A 19,087-nucleotide genomic window follows, 5' to 3' on the forward strand; every position below is an offset into this window, starting at 1 on the left:
CCCGGGGAAGGATTCCGGCATGCCGGCGACGATCACCTGATCGCCCGTGACGAGGTACCCACACACCCCCCCCCCCCCCCCCCCCGCCCCCCCCCGCCCGCCCCCCCCCCCCCCCCCCCCCCCCCCCCCCCCCCCCCCCCACGCCCGATGCCGCCGCGGGTTCACCGGGCAGCGGCGTCGCCGCGCTCAACACGGGCGCGGGCGAAGCGGGCTTCGGAGCCGGCGCAGGCGCGGCTTTGAGCGGCGCAGGCCGCGCCACATGCGCAGGCGCGGCTGGTTTGACAGGCGCAAGCGGCGCCACGGGCTTGGGCGTCAGCAATTCCACCTGAACCGGCGGCTTCTGCTCCGGCGTGCTGTTCGCCGGCTGCTTCGCGTGTTCGATCCAGCGCATCGCGGTCCAATGCAGCCCGGCGACGATCAGCGCCGCCGCAACCCAGCGCGCCCAGCGGCGAGGCGCATCCGGCGCGGACGCGGCAGCGGAAGGCTCGCCCGGCGCAGCAGGCGGACGATGAAACGAAAACAGGGGCATCGAGGAAGCGGAGAGAGAAGGGATTGCGCGACGACAGAAGCGGTTATGACACGCGCGCTCGCAGCGATGTTCCGCGCGCAGGAGCGATCACCGTTCGCCCGCCTTGTACCCCAGTTCATACGACAGACTGCGCGCGCATTCCCGCAGCGCCGAATCGATCTCGCCGCCCCAGCGCGTATCGAACGCGCCTTCGTGTCCGAGCGCGATGAGCCCGAGCGCGAGTTCGCCGGTCGAATCGAAAACGGGCATGCAGAAGGCGTGAATCGACGGCAGCAGCATGCCTTCGACGCGCGCCGCGCCATGTTCGCGGACATCGGCGAAAAGCGGCTCAACATCAGCGAGTGTTTGCTTGCTCGCAGCGAGTTCGCGTTCGAGCATGGGCTGCGTCTTACTGCGCGGCAGATACGCGGCAAAGAGCAATCCCGTGGCCGACGACAGCAGCGGCATTACGTCGCCGAGCTTCAGCGATGCCTTCGCCGGGTAGCTCGACTCCATCCAGTGGACGACCGTCGGGCCCTGATTGCCCCATACCGCGATGCCCACGGTCTGATCGATGCGCTCGCGCAACTCGGCCAGCGCAATGCGCGCGAGCTTCACGCCATCGACGCGTGCGAGGCGCGCGAGGCCCATCTGCAAGGCAAAGCCGCCGAGTTCGTAGCGCCCCGTGAGCGGGTCCTGCGAAGCGAGCCCGAGCCGCACGAAGCTCACCAGATACCGATGCGCCTTCGCCGGGCTCATGCCCGCGCGCTGCGCGAGATCACGCAGCATCATGGCGCGCGGCTCGTGAGTCAGCACGTCGAGCAATCGGAAGCCGACTTCGATCGACTGAATGCCCGAGCGCAGCTTCTCTTCGGATGCGTCGAGGTCGAGTTCGTCGCCGGTGGCGGGCGCGTTGGATGGCATGGAAAGCGTGAAGGCGGTGGATTCACCATCGTAAAATAGATTTCCCTCAACGTCATCTCAGCCCGACTCCGCCTTATGAAACTCGCCACGCTGAAGGACGGCACGCGCGACGGCCAGCTCATCGTCGTATCGCGCGATTTGCGCACGGCTGTCATTCCCGATGGAATCGTCTCCACGCTGCAACGCGCGCTCGACGACTGGACGTTCTATGCGCCGCAGCTTTACGACGTCTACGAAGCGTTGAATCAGGGCCGCGCCCGCCACGCGTTTTCGTTCGATGCCAAGTCTTGCATGGCGCCGCTGCCGCGTGCGTTTCAATGGGCCGATGGCTCGTCCTACGTGAATCACGTGGAACTCGTGCGGCGCGCACGCGGGGCCGAAATGCCGTCCGAGTTCTGGACCGACCCGCTCATGTATCAGGGCGGCAGCGACGACTTTCTCGGGCCGACCGACGACATCGTGTGCGCGTCGGAATCGTATGGCATCGACTTCGAGGCGGAAGTCGCCGTCATCACCTCCGATGTGCAGATGGCGCCCACGCCCGACGAAGCATTGAAAAGCGTGCGCTTGCTGATGCTGGTCAATGATGTCTCGCTACGCAACCTGATCCCCGCCGAACTCGCGAAGGGCTTCGGCTTTTTCCAGAGCAAGCCCGCCACCGCGTTCTCGCCCGTGGCCGTCACGCCCGACGAACTCGGCGACGCGTGGCGCGAAGGCCGCGTGCATCGCCCGATGACCGTGCACTGGAACGGCAAGAAGGTCGGCCAGCCGGATTGCGGCGTGGACATGGTGTTCCACTTCGGCCGGTTGATCGCGCACGCGGCGAAGACGCGCAATCTGCGCGCAGGGTCGATCGTCGGTTCGGGCACGATCTCGAACAAGGACACGAAGCGCGGCTACTGCTGTATCGCGGAGAAGCGGTGCCTGGAGACGATCGAGCACGGCGCGCCGCAGACGGAGTTCATGAAGTTCGGCGACAGCGTGAAGATCGAAATCTTCGACGACGCGGGCAAGTCCATCTTCGGCGCGATCGATCAGGCCGTCGTCCAACTCGAACGCTGATATCGCGCGATGAAACAAACGGCGCAACGGGTTTCGCCCGATGCGTCGAGAGCATCGGCCACCGTACACTCTCCGGGCGTTGCGGCTTACGCGCCGCGCGACGACAAAAAACAAAAGGAGACTTCCATGCGCAGAAGCAAGTGGGTGGCGGCAGCCGTGCTCGCATTCGCCGCGACGACAGCGGCGTTCGCGCAGAGCCCGCACGTCAAGATCGGGCTCGTGCTGTCGCTGACGGGACCGGCCGCGTCGCTCGGCATTCCCGCCCGCGATACCGTCGCGCTTCTGCCGAAGGAAATGGGCGGCGCGAGCGTCGACTACATCGTGCTCGACGACGCCTCCGACACCACGCAAGCCGTGCAGACCACGAAGAAGCTCATCAGCGAAAATCAGGTCGATGCGATCATCGGCTCGTCGATCACGCCGAATTCGCTCGCGATGATCGATGTCGTCGCGCAAGGCCAGACGCCGATGATTTCGCTGGCTTCGTCGGCGAAGATCATCGAGCCTGTCGACGACAAGCGCCGCTGGGTGTTCAAGACGCCGCAAACCGACGCGATGATGGCCTCCGCCATTGCCGAGCACGCGAGCAATCACGGCGTGAAGACGCTCGCGTACATCGGCCAGGCGGACGCGCTCGGCGAAACCTTCTACGCGGAAGTCGCGAAGTTCGCGCAACTGCACAAGATCACGGTGGTCGCCAACGAGCGGTTCAATCGCACGGACCCGAGCGTGACCGGGCAGATTCTGAAGATTCTCGCGGCCAAGCCGGATGCCGTGGTGGTCGGCGCGGCCGGCACGCCCGCCGCGCTGCCGCCGAAGACGCTCGCGCAGCGCGGCTTCAAGGGCAAGGTCTATCACAATCACGGCGTGGGCAACCGCGACTTCCTGCGCGTGTGCGGCGCGGATTGCAACGGCACCTTCCTGCCGACGAGCCCGGTGCTCGTCGCGGCGCAGTTGCCGGACGATCATCCGGCCAAGCGCCTCGCGCTCGACTACATCAAACTGTACGAAGGGAAGCAGGGCGCGGGCACCGTTTCCGCGTTCGGCTCGTATGCGTGGGACGCGGGCATGCTGCTTCAACGCGCCGTTCCCATCGCGATGAAAGCCGGCGCGCCGGGCACGCCCGCCTTTCGCGGCGCGCTGCGCGATGCGCTCGAAGGCACGAAGAACTTCGCGGACACGAACGGCGTCGTCAACATGACGCCCAACGATCATATCGGCCTCGACCAGCGCGCCCGCGTGATGGTCGAGATTCGCGACGGCAAGTGGGTGTATCAGCCGCGCTAGACCACATCGAACGGACATGAGCGATCTCTCCTTGTATTCGGGCTACACGTCGCTGCGCTTGCGCCGTCACGCGCATGGCGTGCTGGAAGTCGTCATGCCGGGCGCGGGCGCGAACAAGAGCGGCCTGTCCACCGCCGACGCCAACATGCACCGCGAACTCGCGGAGATCTGGCGCGACATCGACCGCGATCCCGAGACGCGCGTCGCGCTGATTCGCGGCGAGGGCAAAGGCTTCTCGGCGGGCGGCGACCTCGCGCTCGTCGAGGAGATGGCGAACGACTTCGACGTGCGCTCGCGTGTCTGGCGCGAGGCGCGCGATCTCGTGTACAACGTGATCAATTGCAGCAAGCCGATCGTTTCCGCGATGCACGGTCCGGCGGTCGGCGCCGGGCTGGTCGCGGGCTTGCTCGCGGATATCTCCATTGCGTCGAAGTCGGCGCGCATCATCGACGGACATACGCGGCTCGGCGTCGCGGCGGGCGATCACGCGGCGATCATCTGGCCGCTGCTGTGCGGCATGGCGAAGGCCAAGTACTATCTGCTTCTGTGCGAGCCTGTGAGCGGCGAAGAGGCGGAGCGCATCGGGCTGGTATCGCTTGCGGTGGAAGAGAACGAACTCATGCCGAAGGCGATCGAAGTGGCGAACCGGCTCGCGCAGGGATCGCAGACGGCCATCCGCTGGACCAAGTACGCGCTGAATAACTGGCTGCGCATGGCGGGGCCGACTTTCGATACATCGCTCGCGCTGGAATTTATGGGCTTTGCCGGACCCGACGTGCACGAAGGCATGCGTTCGCTACGCGAGCGCCGCTCGCCGGACTTTCCCGGCGGCGCGCCGTTCTGACGCGGCCCGGCGTGGCTAGCCGAAGCGATCAACCAATCAAGAGGAGCGACGAATGACGGACACCTCAGGCGGCACCCCGCCGTGTTTGATTACCGGCTTCCCCCGTTTCTCCGGCTTGGGCCAGGCGGACATGATGGGCAAGATGTGGGAGATGATGCGCCTGAATCCGTTCGCGGCCGCCATGTCGGGCGGCGCGCAGGGCGCGAATCCCTCGCTTTCGATGATGTCGGACATGCTCGCGCCGCTCACGAACATCGAGGAACTGGACAAGCGCGTGACGGACATGCGCGCCGTCGAGCAGTGGCTCAAGCTCAACCTGAACATGCTGCAATCGGCGATTCAGGCGCTCGAAGTGCAGCGCGCGACGCTCGCCACGCTGCGCGCGTTCGGCGCGTTCGCGCAGACGTCCGTCGAGAACGCGCACAACGCGGCGGCGGAGACATCGAAGGCGGCGGGCCGCTGGCCGATGGGCGGCGCCGCATCGAGCGACGCGCCCAAGGCTGCGCCGGGCGAGCGCGCGGCGCCCACGGAAAGCGACAACCCGGAAGCGGGCGCGAAGCCGGACGCGCCGCTGCCGCCGGGCTTCGATCCGAGCGGCTGGTGGAACGCGCTGCAATCGCAGTTCAACCAGCTCGCGCAACTGGCGATGATTCAGCCGGGCATGGCGGGCGCGCCGGCGGGCGAGGCTACGACTTCGGCCGAAGAAAGCGGCACCGCGCCAGCCACGGGCAGCCAAACCGGCGACGACACCTCAGCCGCCGCAGCCGCGGAAAAAAAAGCGGCCGCGCGTAAGACGCCGCCGCGAAAAAAACCCGAGTAGGCATCGCGCGGGTGTCGCGCGAGCGGCATCGGCTGGTACACAACGCCTGGCGGCCCGCGGTCGCCAGGCGTTTTCATTTGGATGCGCGCCGACTCATGTGGCGTCGTGACGTCGCTACCCATTGACATAATTTGTCTATCATTCACTATGCAGTAAGAACGGTTTTGTCCACCTGCCGACGCAGGCATGCAACGTGCAACGGACCGTCCGTGTGTTCAATTACCGTTTTGTCCATGACAAACTCATCGGAAGAAAACCTGCAGTCCGAGCCCGACGCGGATGATTCGGGACAGGCTGAATCGCCGTCGGAGGCTCCGCTTCTGCGTTCCATGGGATCGAGCTTGAGCGGCGTCGGCATCGGCGCCATCGCTCAGGAGATTGGTCTGACGAAGGACACGCTGCGCGTCTGGGAACGACGCTACGGGTTTCCGCAGCCCATGCGCTCGCCCGGCGGCGAGCGTCTGTATCCGCAGGAACAAGTGACGAAGCTGCGGCTCGTCAAACGCCTGCTGGACGCGGGGCATCGGCCGAGCAAGGTCCTCGCGCAGCCGATCGAGGCGTTGCAGCAGCTCGCGGAGTCGTCGGGCGTCGGGCAGGACGCGCCGGACGCCGAGCTGGACCACTTCATCGCGCTGTTGCGCAACGGCGCCTACGAGGACTTCCGCTTCGGACTGCTGCGACGCGCGACGCGCGACGGTCTGGAACGCTTCGTGGTCGACGTCGCCGCGCCGCTTGCCGCGCGGGTGGGGAACGCGTGGGCGGCGGGCACGCTCCAGGTCTACCACGAGCACTTGTTCAGCGAGTCGATCCAGTTCACGCTGCGCACGCTGATGCGCCCGCTTTCCGAAGCGCTGCGCGGTCGCGGCGGCCGGCCGCGCGTGCTGTTGACGACGCTCTCCGGCGAAGGCCACGGTCTCGGCATTCTGATGGCCGAGGCCATGTTCAGCCTCTGCGAGTGCGAATGCGTGCAGTTGGGGTTGCAGACGCCGCTGCACGATATCGTCAGCGCGGCGGTGGCGCACGAGGTGGATGTGGTCGGGTTGTCGTTCACGGCGGTGCTTCCGGCTCAGGTCATCGCGAACGGACTGACCGAGTTGCGCAGCATGTTGCCGTCGCACATCCGCATCTGGGTCGGCGGCAGCAGCCCGGCGCTGCGCCGCAAGCTGAACGAGGGCGTGGAGCATCTCGCTGGTTTGACGCCGATCGAGGAGTTCGTGGCGGCTTGGCGCGAAAGCGCCGTGCTATGATCGGGAAGGCTTGCTAGCGCGAGCCCGAGCGGGCCTGCGGACGTCGCGGCATCGACCCAACGTGCGTCCGCGCGCCGGCGCTAAGTCGCATCGCCGCGCTGTCGTGGCGCACGTAGGCGTCATGCTGCAAATCGGCGAGCAGGCGGCACGGCGAAAGCCTCGACGGAACCTGGGCACAGGTTTCGCTTCTCACCCAAGGTAGAACACGACGCACGCAAGGCGGCACGCGCGCAAGAACGCGCATGTCGAAGGCGGCTGGCGCGTTGCCACGGCGCTGCATCGGATGCTTCCTTGTCGTTTTTCGCCTGTGGCCGCCGGAATCCCGCGTAAAATTGAAAGCTTGGTTGCGCGTGCGCAGCGGTTATCGCGCACGTTTGGCCGACCGTCATACAGATATAACGTCGCATAAGTGGCTTCAGGGGTGGACTATGAACACCATGCTTTATCCGGAACTTTATAAATCGCTGGAATCCGTCCGTTGGGATATGGAGAAGGACATCCCTTGGGACACGTTCGATGCGTCCCTGCTCACCGACGAGCAGGCCCGGACCATCAAGATGAACGCGATCACCGAATGGTCCGCTCTTCCCGCAACCGAAATGTTCTTGCGTGACAACCACCATGACAGCGACTTTTCCGCGTTCATGAGCGTGTGGTTTTTCGAAGAGCAGAAGCATTCGCTGGTGTTGATGGAATATCTGCGCCGCTTCAGGCCCGAACTCGTGCCGACGGAAGAAGAACTGCACGCCGTGCGCTTCGAATTCGATCCGGCGCCGCCGCTCGAAACGCTGATGCTGCACTTCTGCGGCGAAATTCGCCTGAATCACTGGTATCGCCGCGCGGCCGAATGGCACACCGAGCCGGTCATCAAGCACATTTACGAAACCATTTCGCGCGACGAGGCGCGTCACGGGGGCGCGTATCTGCGCTACATGAAAAAGGCGCTCGCGAATGCAGGCGATTCGGCGCGGGCCGCGTTCGCGAAGATCGGCGTGCTGATGGCCTCCGCCCGTCGCACGGAAAAGCCGCTGCATCCGACGAACCTGCACGTCAATCAGGCGCTCTTTCCGCGCGATACCGTGCAGTCGCGTTTGCCCGACCCCGAGTGGCTCGAACGCTGGCTCGACGATCAGATCCGCTTCGACGATAGCTGGGAGAAGAAGGTCGTCGAGCGCATTTTGCACAACCTCTCGATTCTCTTCGAGCGGTCGTTCGTCACCGCGCAGGAGTTGAACCGCTATCGCAAGGAAGTGGTGCAGCGTCTGCAAGCCGCGTCCGGCGGTTCGAGCGGACAGCCCGCGTAACAGCGTGTCGCTCGCATGAACACACGGCCTGCCGGCTTACGTCGGCGGGCCGTTTTGCTTTCCAGGCCGCGTGCTTCGCCGGCGAACCGCCGTGGCACAATGCGCGCTTTCCGAACCATCCGTTGAGCATCGCCATGCCCGCCATTTTCGAACGCAAGATCACCACGCGCGACGCGCTCGCCGCGCTCCGCCCGACGCTCGCGGGGCCGGTCGTGTTCACCAACGGCGTGTTCGACATCCTGCATCGCGGACACGTGACCTATCTTGCCGACGCGAAGGCGCTCGGCGCGACGCTGATCGTCGGCGTGAACAGCGATGCCTCCGTGCGCACGCTCGGCAAGGGCGACGATCGCCCGATCAACCGCGAGGACGACCGCATGGCGCTGCTCGCGGCGCTAGAAAGCGTGGATTGGGTCGTGAAGTTCGAGGAATCGACGCCGCTGCAACTGATCGGCACCCTGCGCCCGGACGTGCTCGTCAAAGGCGGCGACTACGACATGGACAAACTCGCGGAATCGGCGCTCGTGCGCGGCTGGGGCGGCAAGGCGCTCGCCATTGCGTTCGAGCATGACCGCTCCACCACGGCGCTTTTGAAGAAAGTCCGCGCGCAGTCCTGAACGCGGCGCGTTACTGGCCGAGCGGCTTCGTCTCTACGTTCGCGGCGGGCGCGGGACCGCCGACCTGCGGCTGATCGGCTGCTTCCTCGGGGCGCAGCGGCCGCGTCGTCAGCGTTTCGGGCCGCACCTGTTGCAAGAGATGATGCGGCTCGCGCGCGCCCGCGGCGGGCAGCGACGATCCGAACATGCCGTGCACGAGCGCGAACACCAGCACGTTGGCCAGAATGAGAAAGGCAATGAGCCAGCGCAGCATGCTAGGGGCTCCGTCAGTCGGTCGGTAATCAGTCAGTTCGATGTGCGGCCGATTCGCGCGCGATGAGCGCGAGGCCGGCGAGCACGAGGGAATCGTGGCGAGTGTGCGGCACCGCGAGCGCGCCCGCAATCTCGTTGGCCGCGCCGCCGCCCAGCACGAGCCGAACGTCCGCTTGCCAGTCCGCGCGCAAATCGCGCCATGCGCGTTCGATCAGGCTCGCTTGCGCGAGCAGGCAGCCGGCCGAAAGCGCGGCGGCCGTATCGGCGGCGAAGAGGCTGCGCGGGGCCGCTTCCGCGTGGCCGAGGGCGCGGCGCGCGGCGGCGGCATCGAGTGTCGGCAGTTGCGCGGTGTGGCTGCCGAGCGATTGCATCATCAGCGACCAGCCCGGCGCGATCAATCCGCCGGTGAAGACGCCGTCGGCACGCAATGCTTCGAGCGTCGTCGCGGTGCCGAAGGTAGCGATCAGCACGTTCTCGCCGGGAAACGCGGCGCGCGCGCCGATCAGGCCCGCCCAGCGGTCGCTGCCGAGCTTCTCCGGTTCGGCGTAGCAGTTCTTCACGCCGCATTGCGCGGCCTTCGCGCGCACGACGGTGCGCGGCAGCGCCGGCCAGTGCGCGTCGATCATGCGTTCGATGCGCGCCTGCGCCGCCGCGCCGGCCACGTTCGAGATCCACGCGCTGTCGGGCCGAGGCAGCGCCGACCATGCGGCGAGCGCCGGATCGGCGGCATCGCGCGGCGCGGATTCACGTTCGTGCTCCAGCGCGCCGCCCGCGATGGCCGCGCCGTCCGCATCCACGAGCGACCACTTGACGCGGCTGTTGCCCGCGTCGATCAGCAGCACCGGCGCGTCGCTCACGGACGCTCCTTCGCGAGCCGCAGCGACAGTTCGCCCGTCGCGACGGCGCGCGGTCCTTCGGGCGCGTCGATCAGCAAGTGCCCGCTGTCGTCGACGCCAGCGGCGATGCCGCGCGTCACTTCCTGTCCTTGGTCGATCAGCACGACTTCGCGGCCCGCGTAGGCGTGCGCGTCGGTCCAGCGCTGGCGGAACGGCCGGAAGCCGTCCGCTTCGAAGCGGGGCAGCGCCGTGTCGAGCGCATTCAGCAGCGCGGCGAGCGTGTCCGTGAGATTCGCGTCCGGCCACGCGCGGGCGAGCGCGGCGGGCGAGGCACCGGGAATGGCGGCGGACGGCGACTGGCGGTTGGCGTCGTCCACTTGCGCGGCGAGTTGCTCCGCGCCGTGCAGATTCACGCCGATGCCGATCACCACGGCCGTCGCGCCCGGCGCATTCCACGCCGTCTCGATCAGGATGCCGGCGAGCTTGCCGTCGTCGAGCAGCACGTCGTTCGGCCACTTCAGCGCGGGGCGCGCGGACGGCGTGAGCGGCAGGCGCGCGAGCGCGTCGAGCACGGCAGTGCCGATGGCGAGACTCAAGCCCGATAGCCCTTCGATGGGCCGCCGCAGCACGTATCCAACCGACATCAGGAGCGCATTGCCCGGCTCGGCGAGCCACGCGCGGCCGCGCCGCCCGCGCCCGGCGGTCTGCGCATACGCGATGCGCGCCACCGGCGCGGGCGGCGTGCGTTGCGCGATGTCGCGGGCGAGCGCGCGCATGCGCTCGACGAGATCGGCGTTGGTGGAGCCGGTCTCGTCGACGATCTCGATGGTCCAGTCGCGCGCAGGACGCTCGGCGAGCGTGGCGAGCCGGTTACGGTCGATGCGCCAGGGCGCGTCGGGGGCGAAGGCGGGAGTCGGGGTCATCGGGATATTGTAGCGGGCGGGGTCGGCGCTTTCGCGTGGCGGATCGCGCCGCCGCGCAACGAACCTTCGTTACAATGTCCCTCTCCCTCAACCCGCGTTCCAACGCCCCTTCGATCCTTGAACTTCGACACGCCGCCCCGCCTGCGAGTGGAAGCCGGTCAGCAAGGCAAGGTGGTCCGTCTTTCGGGCCAGTGGACGGCGCTCGCGCTCGCGCGTGACCGCTCGAAAACCGGCGTCACGCGGCGGCTGCGCGCCATCGGGCGAGAGGCTATCGGGCAGTGGGACTTACTGTCCATCGAACGGCTCGATCACGTCGGCGGGCAGGCGCTCTGGCGCATCTGGGGGCGCAAGATGCCCGCGACCGTCGCGCTGTCGGACACCCAGCGCGAAATCTTCGAGCGCGTCGCGCTGCTCGACGCCGAGCGCGAGGAGCCCGAGGCCATCGATCGCGTCGATCCGGTCACGCGGCTCGGACACCTGATTTTCGCGTTCTTCGATCATCTGCACGGCGGTCTCGCCATGTTCGGCGGCTTCGTGCTCGATCTGCTCGGATTGATTCGTCGCCCACAGCGTACTCCGTGGACGGAGATCTCCGCGAACATCTATAGCGCCGGCGCGCAGGCGCTCGCGATCACGGCGCTTGTCGCGTTTCTGATCGGCATCGTGCTCAGTTATCTGTCGGCGCAGCAGTTGCGCATGTTCGGCGCGAACCAGTACATCGTGAATATTCTCGGGCTGTCGGTGATTCGCGAGCTCGGGCCGGTGCTGTCCGCGATTCTGGTCGCCGGGCGTTCGGGCTCCGCGATCACCGCGCAAATCGGCGTGATGCGCGTCACCGAGGAACTCGACGCGATGCAGGTCATGGGCATTCCGCACGGCCTGCGCCTCGTGCTGCCGCGCGTGCTCGCGCTCGGCGTCGCCATGCCGCTGCTCGTGATGTGGACCAACATCATCGCGCTGACGGGCGGCGCGCTCGCGGCGAAGCTCGTGCTGTCCATCGACATTTCGTTCTTCATCCGCTCGCTGCCGTCCGTCGTGCCGATTGCGAATCTGTGGATCGGGCTCGGCAAGGGCGTCGTGTTCGGCATGTTGATCGCGCTCGCCGCGTGCCACTTCGGCTTTCGCATCAAGCCGAATTCGCAGAGCCTCGGCGAAGGCACGACGACGTCCGTGGTCACGTCGATCACCGTCGTGATTCTCGCGGACGCGGTGTTCGCCATTCTCTTTCAGAACGTGGGGCTCTGACGCCATGTCGACGACGCTCGCCACCGCCGTGCGCCATCAGCCGCCGCCCGTGATCGCGGAGCCGGTCATCGAAGTGCGCGATGTCACCAAGCGCTACGGCAGCACGGTGATTCACGAGCATCTGAATTTCGACGTGCGCCGTGGCGAGATCGTCGCGCTGCTGGGCGGCTCGGGCTCCGGCAAGACCACGCTCGTGCGGCAGATTCTCGGTCTCGAATCGCCGACCTCGGGCGTGATTCGCGTGCTCGGCGAGGAATGGGCGCGCATGGACGCCGAGACCGCGAAGATGCTGCGCACGCGCTCCGGCATGATGTTCCAGCAAGGCGCGCTCTTCTCGTCGCTGTCGGTGTATGACAACATCGCGCAGCCGTTTCGCGAACTCGGCAAGATTCCCGAAGACCTGATCCGCGAATTCGTGATGTTGAAGCTCGAAATGGTCGGCCTCTCGTGCAAGCACGCGACCAAGATGCCGTCCGCGCTCTCGGGCGGCATGGTCAAGCGCGTCGGCATTGCGCGGGCCATCGCGCTCGAACCCGAATTGCTCTTTCTCGACGAGCCCACGGCCGGCCTCGATCCGAAGGCATCAGACGAGTTCGTCGATCTGATCGCGACGCTGCATCGCGCGCTCGGTCTCACCGTCGTCATGGTCACACACGATCTCGATACGATGGTCGCGCTTTCCACGCGCGTCGCCGTGCTCGCGGACCGGCGCGTGCTCGTCGCGGCCCCGGTGGAAGAAGCAGTCGCGGTGGATCATCCGTTCATCCGCGAGTATTTTCTTGGGCGGCGCGGACGGCGCGCGCTTCAGGCGCTGCCGCCCGAACGCCGCGCGAAGCTGCCCGCCGCCGCGCTCGACGACGCCACCATCACCGTGAAGTAGTCCAGCGCAAAAGGGACAAGGAACCTGCCGATGGAAAACAAATCACACGCGTTTTGGACCGGGCTTTTCACCATCGTTCTCGTGCTGGCCATTGCGTTCGCGGCGTTTTTCTTCAACGTGGACCGCACGGTGCGCGTGCCGTATGACCTGATCGCGCGGACCAACGTGACGGGCCTCTTCACCGATGCCGCCGTGCGTTATCGCGGCCTCGGCGTCGGCAAGGTCGAGTCGATCCGCTTCGACCGGGCGCATCCGGGGCAGATCCGCATCCGCATTCTTGTCGATAAAAACGCGCCGATGACGCACTCCACCTTCGCGACGCTCGGCTTTCAGGGCGTGACGGGCATCGCGTTCGTGCAGCTCGACGACAGCGGCAAGGACACGACCGCGCTCGCGTCGTCGCCGCAGCACGTCGCGGAAGTGCCGATGCGTCCGGGGCTTTTCGAGCAGTTGCAGGAACGCGGCGATGTGATCCTGCGCAAGTTCGAACGCCTTTCGGAAGACGCGGACAAGTTCCTCTCCGACGACGTGCGCGATCAGCTGCTCGACACCACGAAAAGCCTGAAGGGCGCGGCGGACGGCATCGCGTCGCTCGCGAGCCAGGTCGCGCCCGCAACCGCGCATCTGCCGCAGACGCTGAATCAGCTCGATCGCACGCTCGCTTCGACGAACGCGCTGATCCAGAACCTGAATCGCGAGAACGGACCGTTCGTGACCAACCTGAACAAAGCGGGCGACGCGGCGCAGCAGGCGGCAGCCGCGCTCGCGGACATGAACGAATCGCTGCGCGACGTGACGGCGCGCGTGAGCTTCGAGGCATTGCCGCGCCTCTATTCGTTCACCGAAGATCTCGGCGCCGCCGCGCGCTCGCTCGACCGCGCCGCCGATACGTTCAGCGCGAGTCCGCGCAGCGTGCTGTTCGGCGCGCCGTCGATGCCGCCGGGGCCGGGCGAGCCGGGCTTCGCGTGGCCCGCGAATCCATCGCGCTGAACGAGGCCATGGAACAGGACAACGAAGGATTCATATGTCACGTGCTGAGTTGAAACGACCGTTGGCGCTTGCGCTCGCCTGCATCGCGATGCTCGCGGGCTGCGCGACAAGCCCGCCCGCGACGCCGGACGCGCGGTACGACCTCGGCGCGCGGCCCGCCGCCAATCCTGCGAGTCCTGCGACTGAAGCGCCGATGCCGCCGGTCAAAGTGCTGGCGGTGCGCGCGTCGCGCGATCTGGAAACCGACGCGTTCGTCTATCGCCTGGGTTACGTCGATGCCCAGCGCACCGGCAGCTATGCGACGAGCCACTGGACGATGCCGCCCGCGCAGCTTCTCACGCAGCGTTTGCGCGATACGCTTTCGCAACGCGGCCCGGTGCTCACGGGCGCGGACACGGTGCGCGCGCCGTTGCTGGAGATCGAGCTGACCGGCTTCGAACAGGTCTTCGATGCGCCGGAAAAGAGCCACGGCGTCGTCTCGGTGCGCGCGACGCTCACGCAGCATGGCCGCGTCATCGCGCAGCGCATGTTCACGGCGAGCGCGCCCGCGCCGAGGGCCGATGCATCGGGCGGCGCGCGGGCGCTGGCGGCGGCATCGGACGATCTGATCGCGCAACTGGGCGCGTGGCTCGGCGCGCAGCCGCTCACTGCATCGCGATGACGGCGCGTTTCATCGCCCTTCCGCTCGGATGGACGCGCTTGGGCGGCTCATGACGATCAAGCAATGGCAGCGCCGACCGTCGGCGTTCTCGCGGCAGGCGCTCGTCGCGTACGCGGTGCTCGTCGTGTACGGCTCGCTGTATCCGTTTTCCGGCTGGCGCTCCCTCGGCCTCGGGCCGTTCGCGTTCTTGACCGATCCGCTGCCGCGTTACCTGACGGCCTTCGATGTCGTCACCAACGTGCTCGGCTATATGCCGCTCGGCGCGCTGATCGTGCTCGCGCTGTATCCGCGCTGGCGCGGCTCGCTGGCGGTGTGCGCGGCGTTCGCGGGCGGCGCGCTCTTGTCGGGCGCGATGGAATCCATCCAGACGTATCTGCCGACGCGCGTCGCGTCCAACCTCGATCTCGCCGCCAATGCGCTCGGCGCTTTGATCGGCGGCGTGCTGGCCGCGCCCGCGACCAGTTCGCTGCTCGACCGCGGCTTGCTGCGGCGGATTCGCTTCACGTGGTTCGAGCGACACGCGGCCTACGTGATCGGGCTGTCGGCGCTGTGGCCGTTCTCGTCGATGTTTCCGGCGCCGTATCTCTTCGGCGGCGGCGACTTGCCGCGCGTCCTGTGGGATCAGCTCGATCCGGCGATGCAGGACGCGATTCTCGCGTGGACGCCCGCCGCGTGGGACGTGGAAACGTGGCCTGACCGGCTCGGCGCGCTGTTGCCCGACGAATCGTGGGAAGCGATGATCACGTCGTCGAATCTGTTCGCGGCGCTCGTGCTCGTCACGCTGCTCACGCGCGAGCGCGCGCCGCGCATCCGGCTGATGCTCGGGCTGATCGTCGCGACGCTGGTGGCGAAGGCGGGCGCGTCGTTCCTGCAGTCGCGCGCCGGGCTCACCTTCGACTGGGCGACGGACGGCGCGCTCGAAGGCATCGGGATCGGCGCGGTGGCGGGCTTGCTGGCCGTGTCGCTGCCGCGTGCGCTGCGGGCGGCGCTGGCGGGCGCGGCGCTCGTCGCGGGGCTCGCGCTCGTGAACCTGCTGCCGGTGAATCCGTACTTCGACATCGTGCTCGCGGATTGGCGGCAGGGGCGGTATCTGCATTTCAACGGGCTGCTGCACTGGCTCGCATGGGTGTGGCCGTATGCGGCGCTCGGGTGGCTCGCGTCGGCGGCGGAAAGGGCGTGGATGGGAAGGCGGGGTTAGAGCGAAGGCGTGCGCGCTCCCCAGCACCGCTCTGATGAACCAATGGCGTTGCGTAAAACGCCGTCGTTAGACGATTGCCGATCCGGGCGGACATCTTGGCGGCGTGGCGTTGCCGTTACCCGCGACGTTCAGCGCTGAGCCTGCTTGCGCATCGTTGATGCGGCGCGGCCTGTGCCGACCTCGGGAATCGACGAGAAGGCCCAAGCGCCTATTGCGGGCGCTAAAAGAACAGAACATGCATCGATAAGCTGCAGACGCGCACGCCAATTTTCTTTAGGAAAAGTCGTATCCCACTATTAGGGCCCGACTGGTAACTTACGGGCATCTTTGCCGCGTGATCGCTTACGCGCTTGCCGTTCGCATTCCTATGCTTCTCTTGACCGCCGTACGACCACGGCGTCGGCCGGCTGCGGAATGTCGCGCATCGGCCGGCGTGAGTCGTATCAATCCGCGCGTTCGCCACGTCTAGCTTGGCGCGTCGCGTCTCACGTAAGCGACGGGGCACGAGTTCGCTCAGCATCATCCATAGACTCGCGCACTCTGAGATGGTCATTGGAAGCATCGGCGATCCGCACCTTATTTGTGCTGCTTCGGAGCATGCCTATTAGCAGACGGTGCGTCGAGATGCGTCTCGATGACAAGTCGCGTGGCTTCGTCTCGTCGCTGCGGCAGTTATTTGCATAACCTGACGCCGAGCGTTGGTTGATATGAGGCAAGGAAAATTCAAGTCACTCTTCACACGGCACAAGCGGTGACTCAGTTGAAAGAACCTGGAGAAGTATCCGATGTTCAACCCGCTGCAAAGCCGCACGCTGAGAATCGAGTGCGACGCGCTGCCCGCCTGGGGCTGCAAGGAGATCCTCATCCCTCAGCGGGTGCGGGGCGTCGAGGCGCTCGGCGAGCTGTTTCAATATGAGGTGGACTTAGCATCCGTCGACAGCCCGACGTTTCGCATCTGGGACGCACGCAAGCTCCTCAAGCCTGATGATTTGATTGGTAAAACGATCGCCATCCAGATCGAATTCGAGGGCAAGGGAACGTTCATTCCCGGGCTACCCGGCGATCTCGGCGCGGGCAACGTCGGCGCGGGCGTGCGCACGATCAACGGCATCATCACCGAAGTGCAGCAGACCGGCAGCGATGACCGGCGCGTCTACTACCGTTTCACGGTGAGGCCGTGGCTGTGGCTCGCCACGCAGAATCGAGATAGCCGGGTGTTCCAGGACATGAGCGTCTTGGACGTAACCGAGAGTGTTCTCAAGAGCGGAAACTATAAGTTCCCGTGGAAGACGCGCCTCGCGGCGGTCGCGCTGAACAACAACGTCTTTCCGAAGCGCGACTTCATCCGACAGTTCTGGCAGAGCGACTACGAATTCCTACAGCAGCTCTGGACTGAGTGGGGCCTTTATTACCACTTCGATGGCATGACGCTCGTCTTGTGCGATTCGCCCGGCTCGCACAAGAAGCGCGGCAACGCCTACGACACGGTCCTGTATCACGCGCCCGAAGATAAGCGCATTGACGAGGAGCACATCCATAGCCTCAAGGTGCTGCGTCAGATCACGCCGGGCGACGTGACCGTCAACGACTACGACTATACGTTGTCGAACGGCTCCTTCGATCGCAACCAGCAACGTTACAGCGAGTCGTCGTTCGACAACATCGCGCAGTACCACTGGGGCGATTACACGCAGCCGCTCGCAGGCGCGATGGGACTGGACGGCCAGCCGAACGATCATCGCAATGAGGCCGATTATCTGGCGCGCGTGCGCGTGGAGGCGCTACGCAGCGAAGGCTTTCGTGTGCACGCCACGGCGAACGCGCGCGGCATCATGACGGGCAGAAGGCTCAAGATCGAGGGGCATCCCGAGCAAAAGCTCAATGCGAACTATCTAGTGGTGTCGACTTCGATCGACATCCGCAATCCCGATGAACTCACGGTCACGCCCGGCAGCGATGCCCAGTACCACTGCGTGACGGAGATGGTGCTGCAGCCGGCCACCATCTTCTTCAAGCTCGTGCCGACGCAAAAGCCACGTGCCCATCCGGAGACGGCGGTCGTCGTGGGACCCGAGAAGCAACCGCTGTGGCTGGACGGTTACGCGCGCGTACGCGTGCAGTTCAAGTGGGACCGGCTCGGGCAGATGGACCAGAACTCGAGCTGCTGGGTGCGCGTGTCGTTGCCGTGGCACGGCGGGCCGCATAGCTTCGTGTCGGTGCCGCGCATCGGCGATGAAGTGACCATCGGCTATCACGAGGGCGATCCCGATAAGCCGTTCGTGATGTCGAGCAAGGTCAATCAGTTCAATCCGCCGCCGTTCGAGCTGCCGAAGAACATGGCGCTCACGGGGCTGGTGAGCCATGCGTTGCAGGGGCAGGGGCACAACTATGTCGTGACCGATGACACGCCCGGTCAGCAGCAGGTGCAGGTGGCGAGTGATCAGGCGAACTCGCGGCTCGTGCTGGGTTACAACACGCGAATCGTGTACCAGGCAGGGCGCCAGCAGGCGCGGGGGCTCGGTTGGGAGTTGGCCACGGACGCGTGGGGCGTGTTGCGGGCGAATCGGGGCATGCTCGTGACCACGGAGAGGCGCGACGGCGCAAGTTGCCCTGCGATGGACATAGGCGAGACGATTCAACGTTTACAGCAGGCTCACGAGCAGCAGGATGTGCTTGCCCGTGCGGCCGTCGAGGCTAATGTACGAGAAGCGCCGGATCGGCGCGACGTATCGCAGGCTCTTGAAAAACAGCTATCCGCGTTGCAGAGTTCGATTGCCTCCGGCGCCGCGGATCTTCCGGGGCCCAGCAGTCCACATGTCGTTCTTGCGTCCGCTGCGGACATCGTGCAGACCGCTGCAGATAATGCAGTCATCCATAGCGGCGCACATACCGTCGTAACCACCGGGGGGCATCTGGCGGCGAGCACGGGCGGGAGCCTGTTGGCCTCCGCCCATAAGGCAATTCGCTTTTTTGCCTACAAGCTAGGTATACGCATGGTGTCTTACGCAGAGGACATCGACGTGCAGGCTCTTAAGAAGAGCATCCACCTGTTAGCGAAACTTGACATCACACAGACGGCCAATCGCATAACGATCAAAGCCAGCGAAGAGGTAATGATTCATGGCGGCGACAGCTATATCAGCTTAAAAAACGGGAAGGTCACGGTAGGTGCAGGCGTCTACGAGGTTAACGCAAGAGCCAGGAACATGCCTCCCAAGCCGATCGGTTTGAGTCTGCGGGGGCTGCCGGACGTACAGGCGAACGATCAAGTGTTCCGGGTTCTTTCACCTACCGGCCAGCCGTTGCCGGGAGTGGACTACGTCGTGCAAGCGGCATCCGGCGGACACGTTTCTCGCACAGACGCTGCGGGACGAACGCCGTCACTAAACACCGAACAGTCAGAAAGCGTGAAATTCGCGCTGCATTGGGACGAGTTCGCAGCTGCATCCGGCGCAGCGGCGGATCCGGGCGCGCAACAACGATGAAGAG

Annotated in this window: 18 protein-coding genes; 14 read left to right on the forward strand and 4 right to left on the reverse strand. The window is 65.9% G+C overall.

The window, feature by feature from the left end; all coding sequences use genetic code 11:
* On the forward strand, positions 1-240 hold a 240-nt coding region (locus NCR37_RS00835), incomplete at its 5' end, for a hypothetical protein (RefSeq protein ID WP_250471238.1).
* 376 nt (positions 241-616) lie between these two features.
* On the opposite strand, the gene NCR37_RS00845 is transcribed toward NCR37_RS00835, so the two are convergent.
* The gene (locus tag NCR37_RS00845; RefSeq protein WP_250471091.1) at positions 617-1,432 is read right to left on the reverse strand and encodes an IclR family transcriptional regulator; all 816 of its coding nucleotides are present in this window, start codon (positions 1,430-1,432) and stop codon (positions 617-619) included.
* A 75-nt stretch (positions 1,433-1,507) separates the two neighbouring features.
* Here NCR37_RS00845 and NCR37_RS00850 point away from each other — a divergent pair, with 75 nt between their 5' ends.
* The 7 genes from NCR37_RS00850 to rfaE2 all read left to right on the forward strand — a co-directional run bounded on the left by NCR37_RS00850 (position 1,508) and on the right by rfaE2 (position 8,613).
* On the forward strand, positions 1,508-2,494 hold the full coding sequence (locus NCR37_RS00850) for a fumarylacetoacetate hydrolase family protein (protein ID WP_250471092.1): 987 nt from the start codon (positions 1,508-1,510) through the stop codon (positions 2,492-2,494).
* Positions 2,495-2,620: 126 nt separating this feature from the next.
* Positions 2,621-3,781 (forward strand): ABC transporter substrate-binding protein, encoded by a 1,161-nt coding sequence (locus NCR37_RS00855; RefSeq protein WP_250471093.1) that lies wholly within the window; start codon positions 2,621-2,623, stop codon positions 3,779-3,781.
* A 16-nt stretch (positions 3,782-3,797) separates the two neighbouring features.
* Positions 3,798-4,625 (forward strand): enoyl-CoA hydratase/isomerase family protein, encoded by an 828-nt coding sequence (locus NCR37_RS00860; RefSeq protein WP_250471094.1) that lies wholly within the window; start codon positions 3,798-3,800, stop codon positions 4,623-4,625.
* 52 nt (positions 4,626-4,677) lie between these two features.
* Positions 4,678-5,445 carry a PhaM family polyhydroxyalkanoate granule multifunctional regulatory protein gene (locus NCR37_RS00865; RefSeq protein WP_250471095.1) on the forward strand — a complete coding sequence of 256 codons (768 nt, stop codon included), beginning with the start codon at positions 4,678-4,680 and terminating at the stop codon, positions 5,443-5,445.
* A 233-nt stretch (positions 5,446-5,678) separates the two neighbouring features.
* The gene (locus tag NCR37_RS00870) at positions 5,679-6,692 is read left to right on the forward strand and encodes a MerR family transcriptional regulator (protein WP_250471096.1); all 1,014 of its coding nucleotides are present in this window, start codon (positions 5,679-5,681) and stop codon (positions 6,690-6,692) included.
* A gap of 428 nt (positions 6,693-7,120) precedes the next feature.
* Entirely contained in the window at positions 7,121-7,996 is an 876-nt protein-coding gene (locus NCR37_RS00875) for a ferritin family protein (RefSeq protein ID WP_250471097.1), read from the forward strand.
* A gap of 134 nt (positions 7,997-8,130) precedes the next feature.
* A complete protein-coding gene (gene rfaE2 / locus NCR37_RS00880) occupies positions 8,131-8,613 on the forward strand; it encodes a D-glycero-beta-D-manno-heptose 1-phosphate adenylyltransferase (RefSeq protein WP_250471098.1) in 483 nt (160 codons plus the stop codon).
* 10 nt (positions 8,614-8,623) lie between these two features.
* On the opposite strand, the gene NCR37_RS00885 is transcribed toward rfaE2, so the two are convergent.
* The 3 genes from NCR37_RS00885 to NCR37_RS00895 are packed head-to-tail and all read right to left on the reverse strand — an operon-like array spanning position 8,624 to position 10,624.
* Positions 8,624-8,866 carry a hypothetical protein gene (locus NCR37_RS00885; protein WP_250471099.1) on the reverse strand — a complete coding sequence of 81 codons (243 nt, stop codon included), beginning with the start codon at positions 8,864-8,866 and terminating at the stop codon, positions 8,624-8,626.
* A gap of 28 nt (positions 8,867-8,894) precedes the next feature.
* Positions 8,895-9,722 carry a type III pantothenate kinase gene (locus tag NCR37_RS00890; protein WP_250471100.1) on the reverse strand — a complete coding sequence of 276 codons (828 nt, stop codon included), beginning with the start codon at positions 9,720-9,722 and terminating at the stop codon, positions 8,895-8,897.
* A complete protein-coding gene (locus NCR37_RS00895; protein WP_250471101.1) occupies positions 9,719-10,624 on the reverse strand; it encodes a biotin--[acetyl-CoA-carboxylase] ligase in 906 nt (301 codons plus the stop codon). The genes NCR37_RS00890 and NCR37_RS00895 overlap by 4 nt, the downstream gene beginning before the upstream one ends.
* Before the next feature lie 117 nt (positions 10,625-10,741).
* On the opposite strand from NCR37_RS00895, the gene NCR37_RS00900 reads away from it, so the two are divergent.
* The 6 genes from NCR37_RS00900 (at position 10,742) to NCR37_RS00925 (ending at position 19,083) form a co-directional block, all read left to right on the forward strand.
* Entirely contained in the window at positions 10,742-11,869 is a 1,128-nt protein-coding gene (locus tag NCR37_RS00900; RefSeq protein WP_250471102.1) for an MlaE family ABC transporter permease, read from the forward strand.
* 4 nt (positions 11,870-11,873) lie between these two features.
* Complete coding sequence (locus NCR37_RS00905; protein WP_250471103.1) at positions 11,874-12,749, forward strand: ABC transporter ATP-binding protein; 876 nt, start codon at positions 11,874-11,876, stop codon at positions 12,747-12,749.
* Between the two features lie 30 nt (positions 12,750-12,779).
* Positions 12,780-13,739, forward strand: a complete 960-nt coding sequence (locus NCR37_RS00910; protein WP_250471104.1) for an MlaD family protein — start codon at positions 12,780-12,782, stop codon at positions 13,737-13,739.
* A 34-nt stretch (positions 13,740-13,773) separates the two neighbouring features.
* A complete protein-coding gene (locus tag NCR37_RS00915) occupies positions 13,774-14,400 on the forward strand; it encodes an ABC-type transport auxiliary lipoprotein family protein (RefSeq protein WP_250471105.1) in 627 nt (208 codons plus the stop codon).
* A 49-nt stretch (positions 14,401-14,449) separates the two neighbouring features.
* Positions 14,450-15,598: a VanZ family protein gene (locus NCR37_RS00920; RefSeq protein ID WP_250471106.1), complete on the forward strand. Its 1,149-nt coding sequence runs from the start codon at positions 14,450-14,452 to the stop codon at positions 15,596-15,598.
* Between the two features lie 785 nt (positions 15,599-16,383).
* Positions 16,384-19,083, forward strand: a complete 2,700-nt coding sequence (locus tag NCR37_RS00925) for a type VI secretion system Vgr family protein (protein ID WP_250471107.1) — start codon at positions 16,384-16,386, stop codon at positions 19,081-19,083.
* Positions 19,084-19,087: the final 4 nt, after the last annotated feature.

The organism is Caballeronia sp. GAFFF1 (genome assembly GCF_023630705.1).
Lineage (GTDB): Bacteria > Pseudomonadota > Gammaproteobacteria > Burkholderiales > Burkholderiaceae > Caballeronia.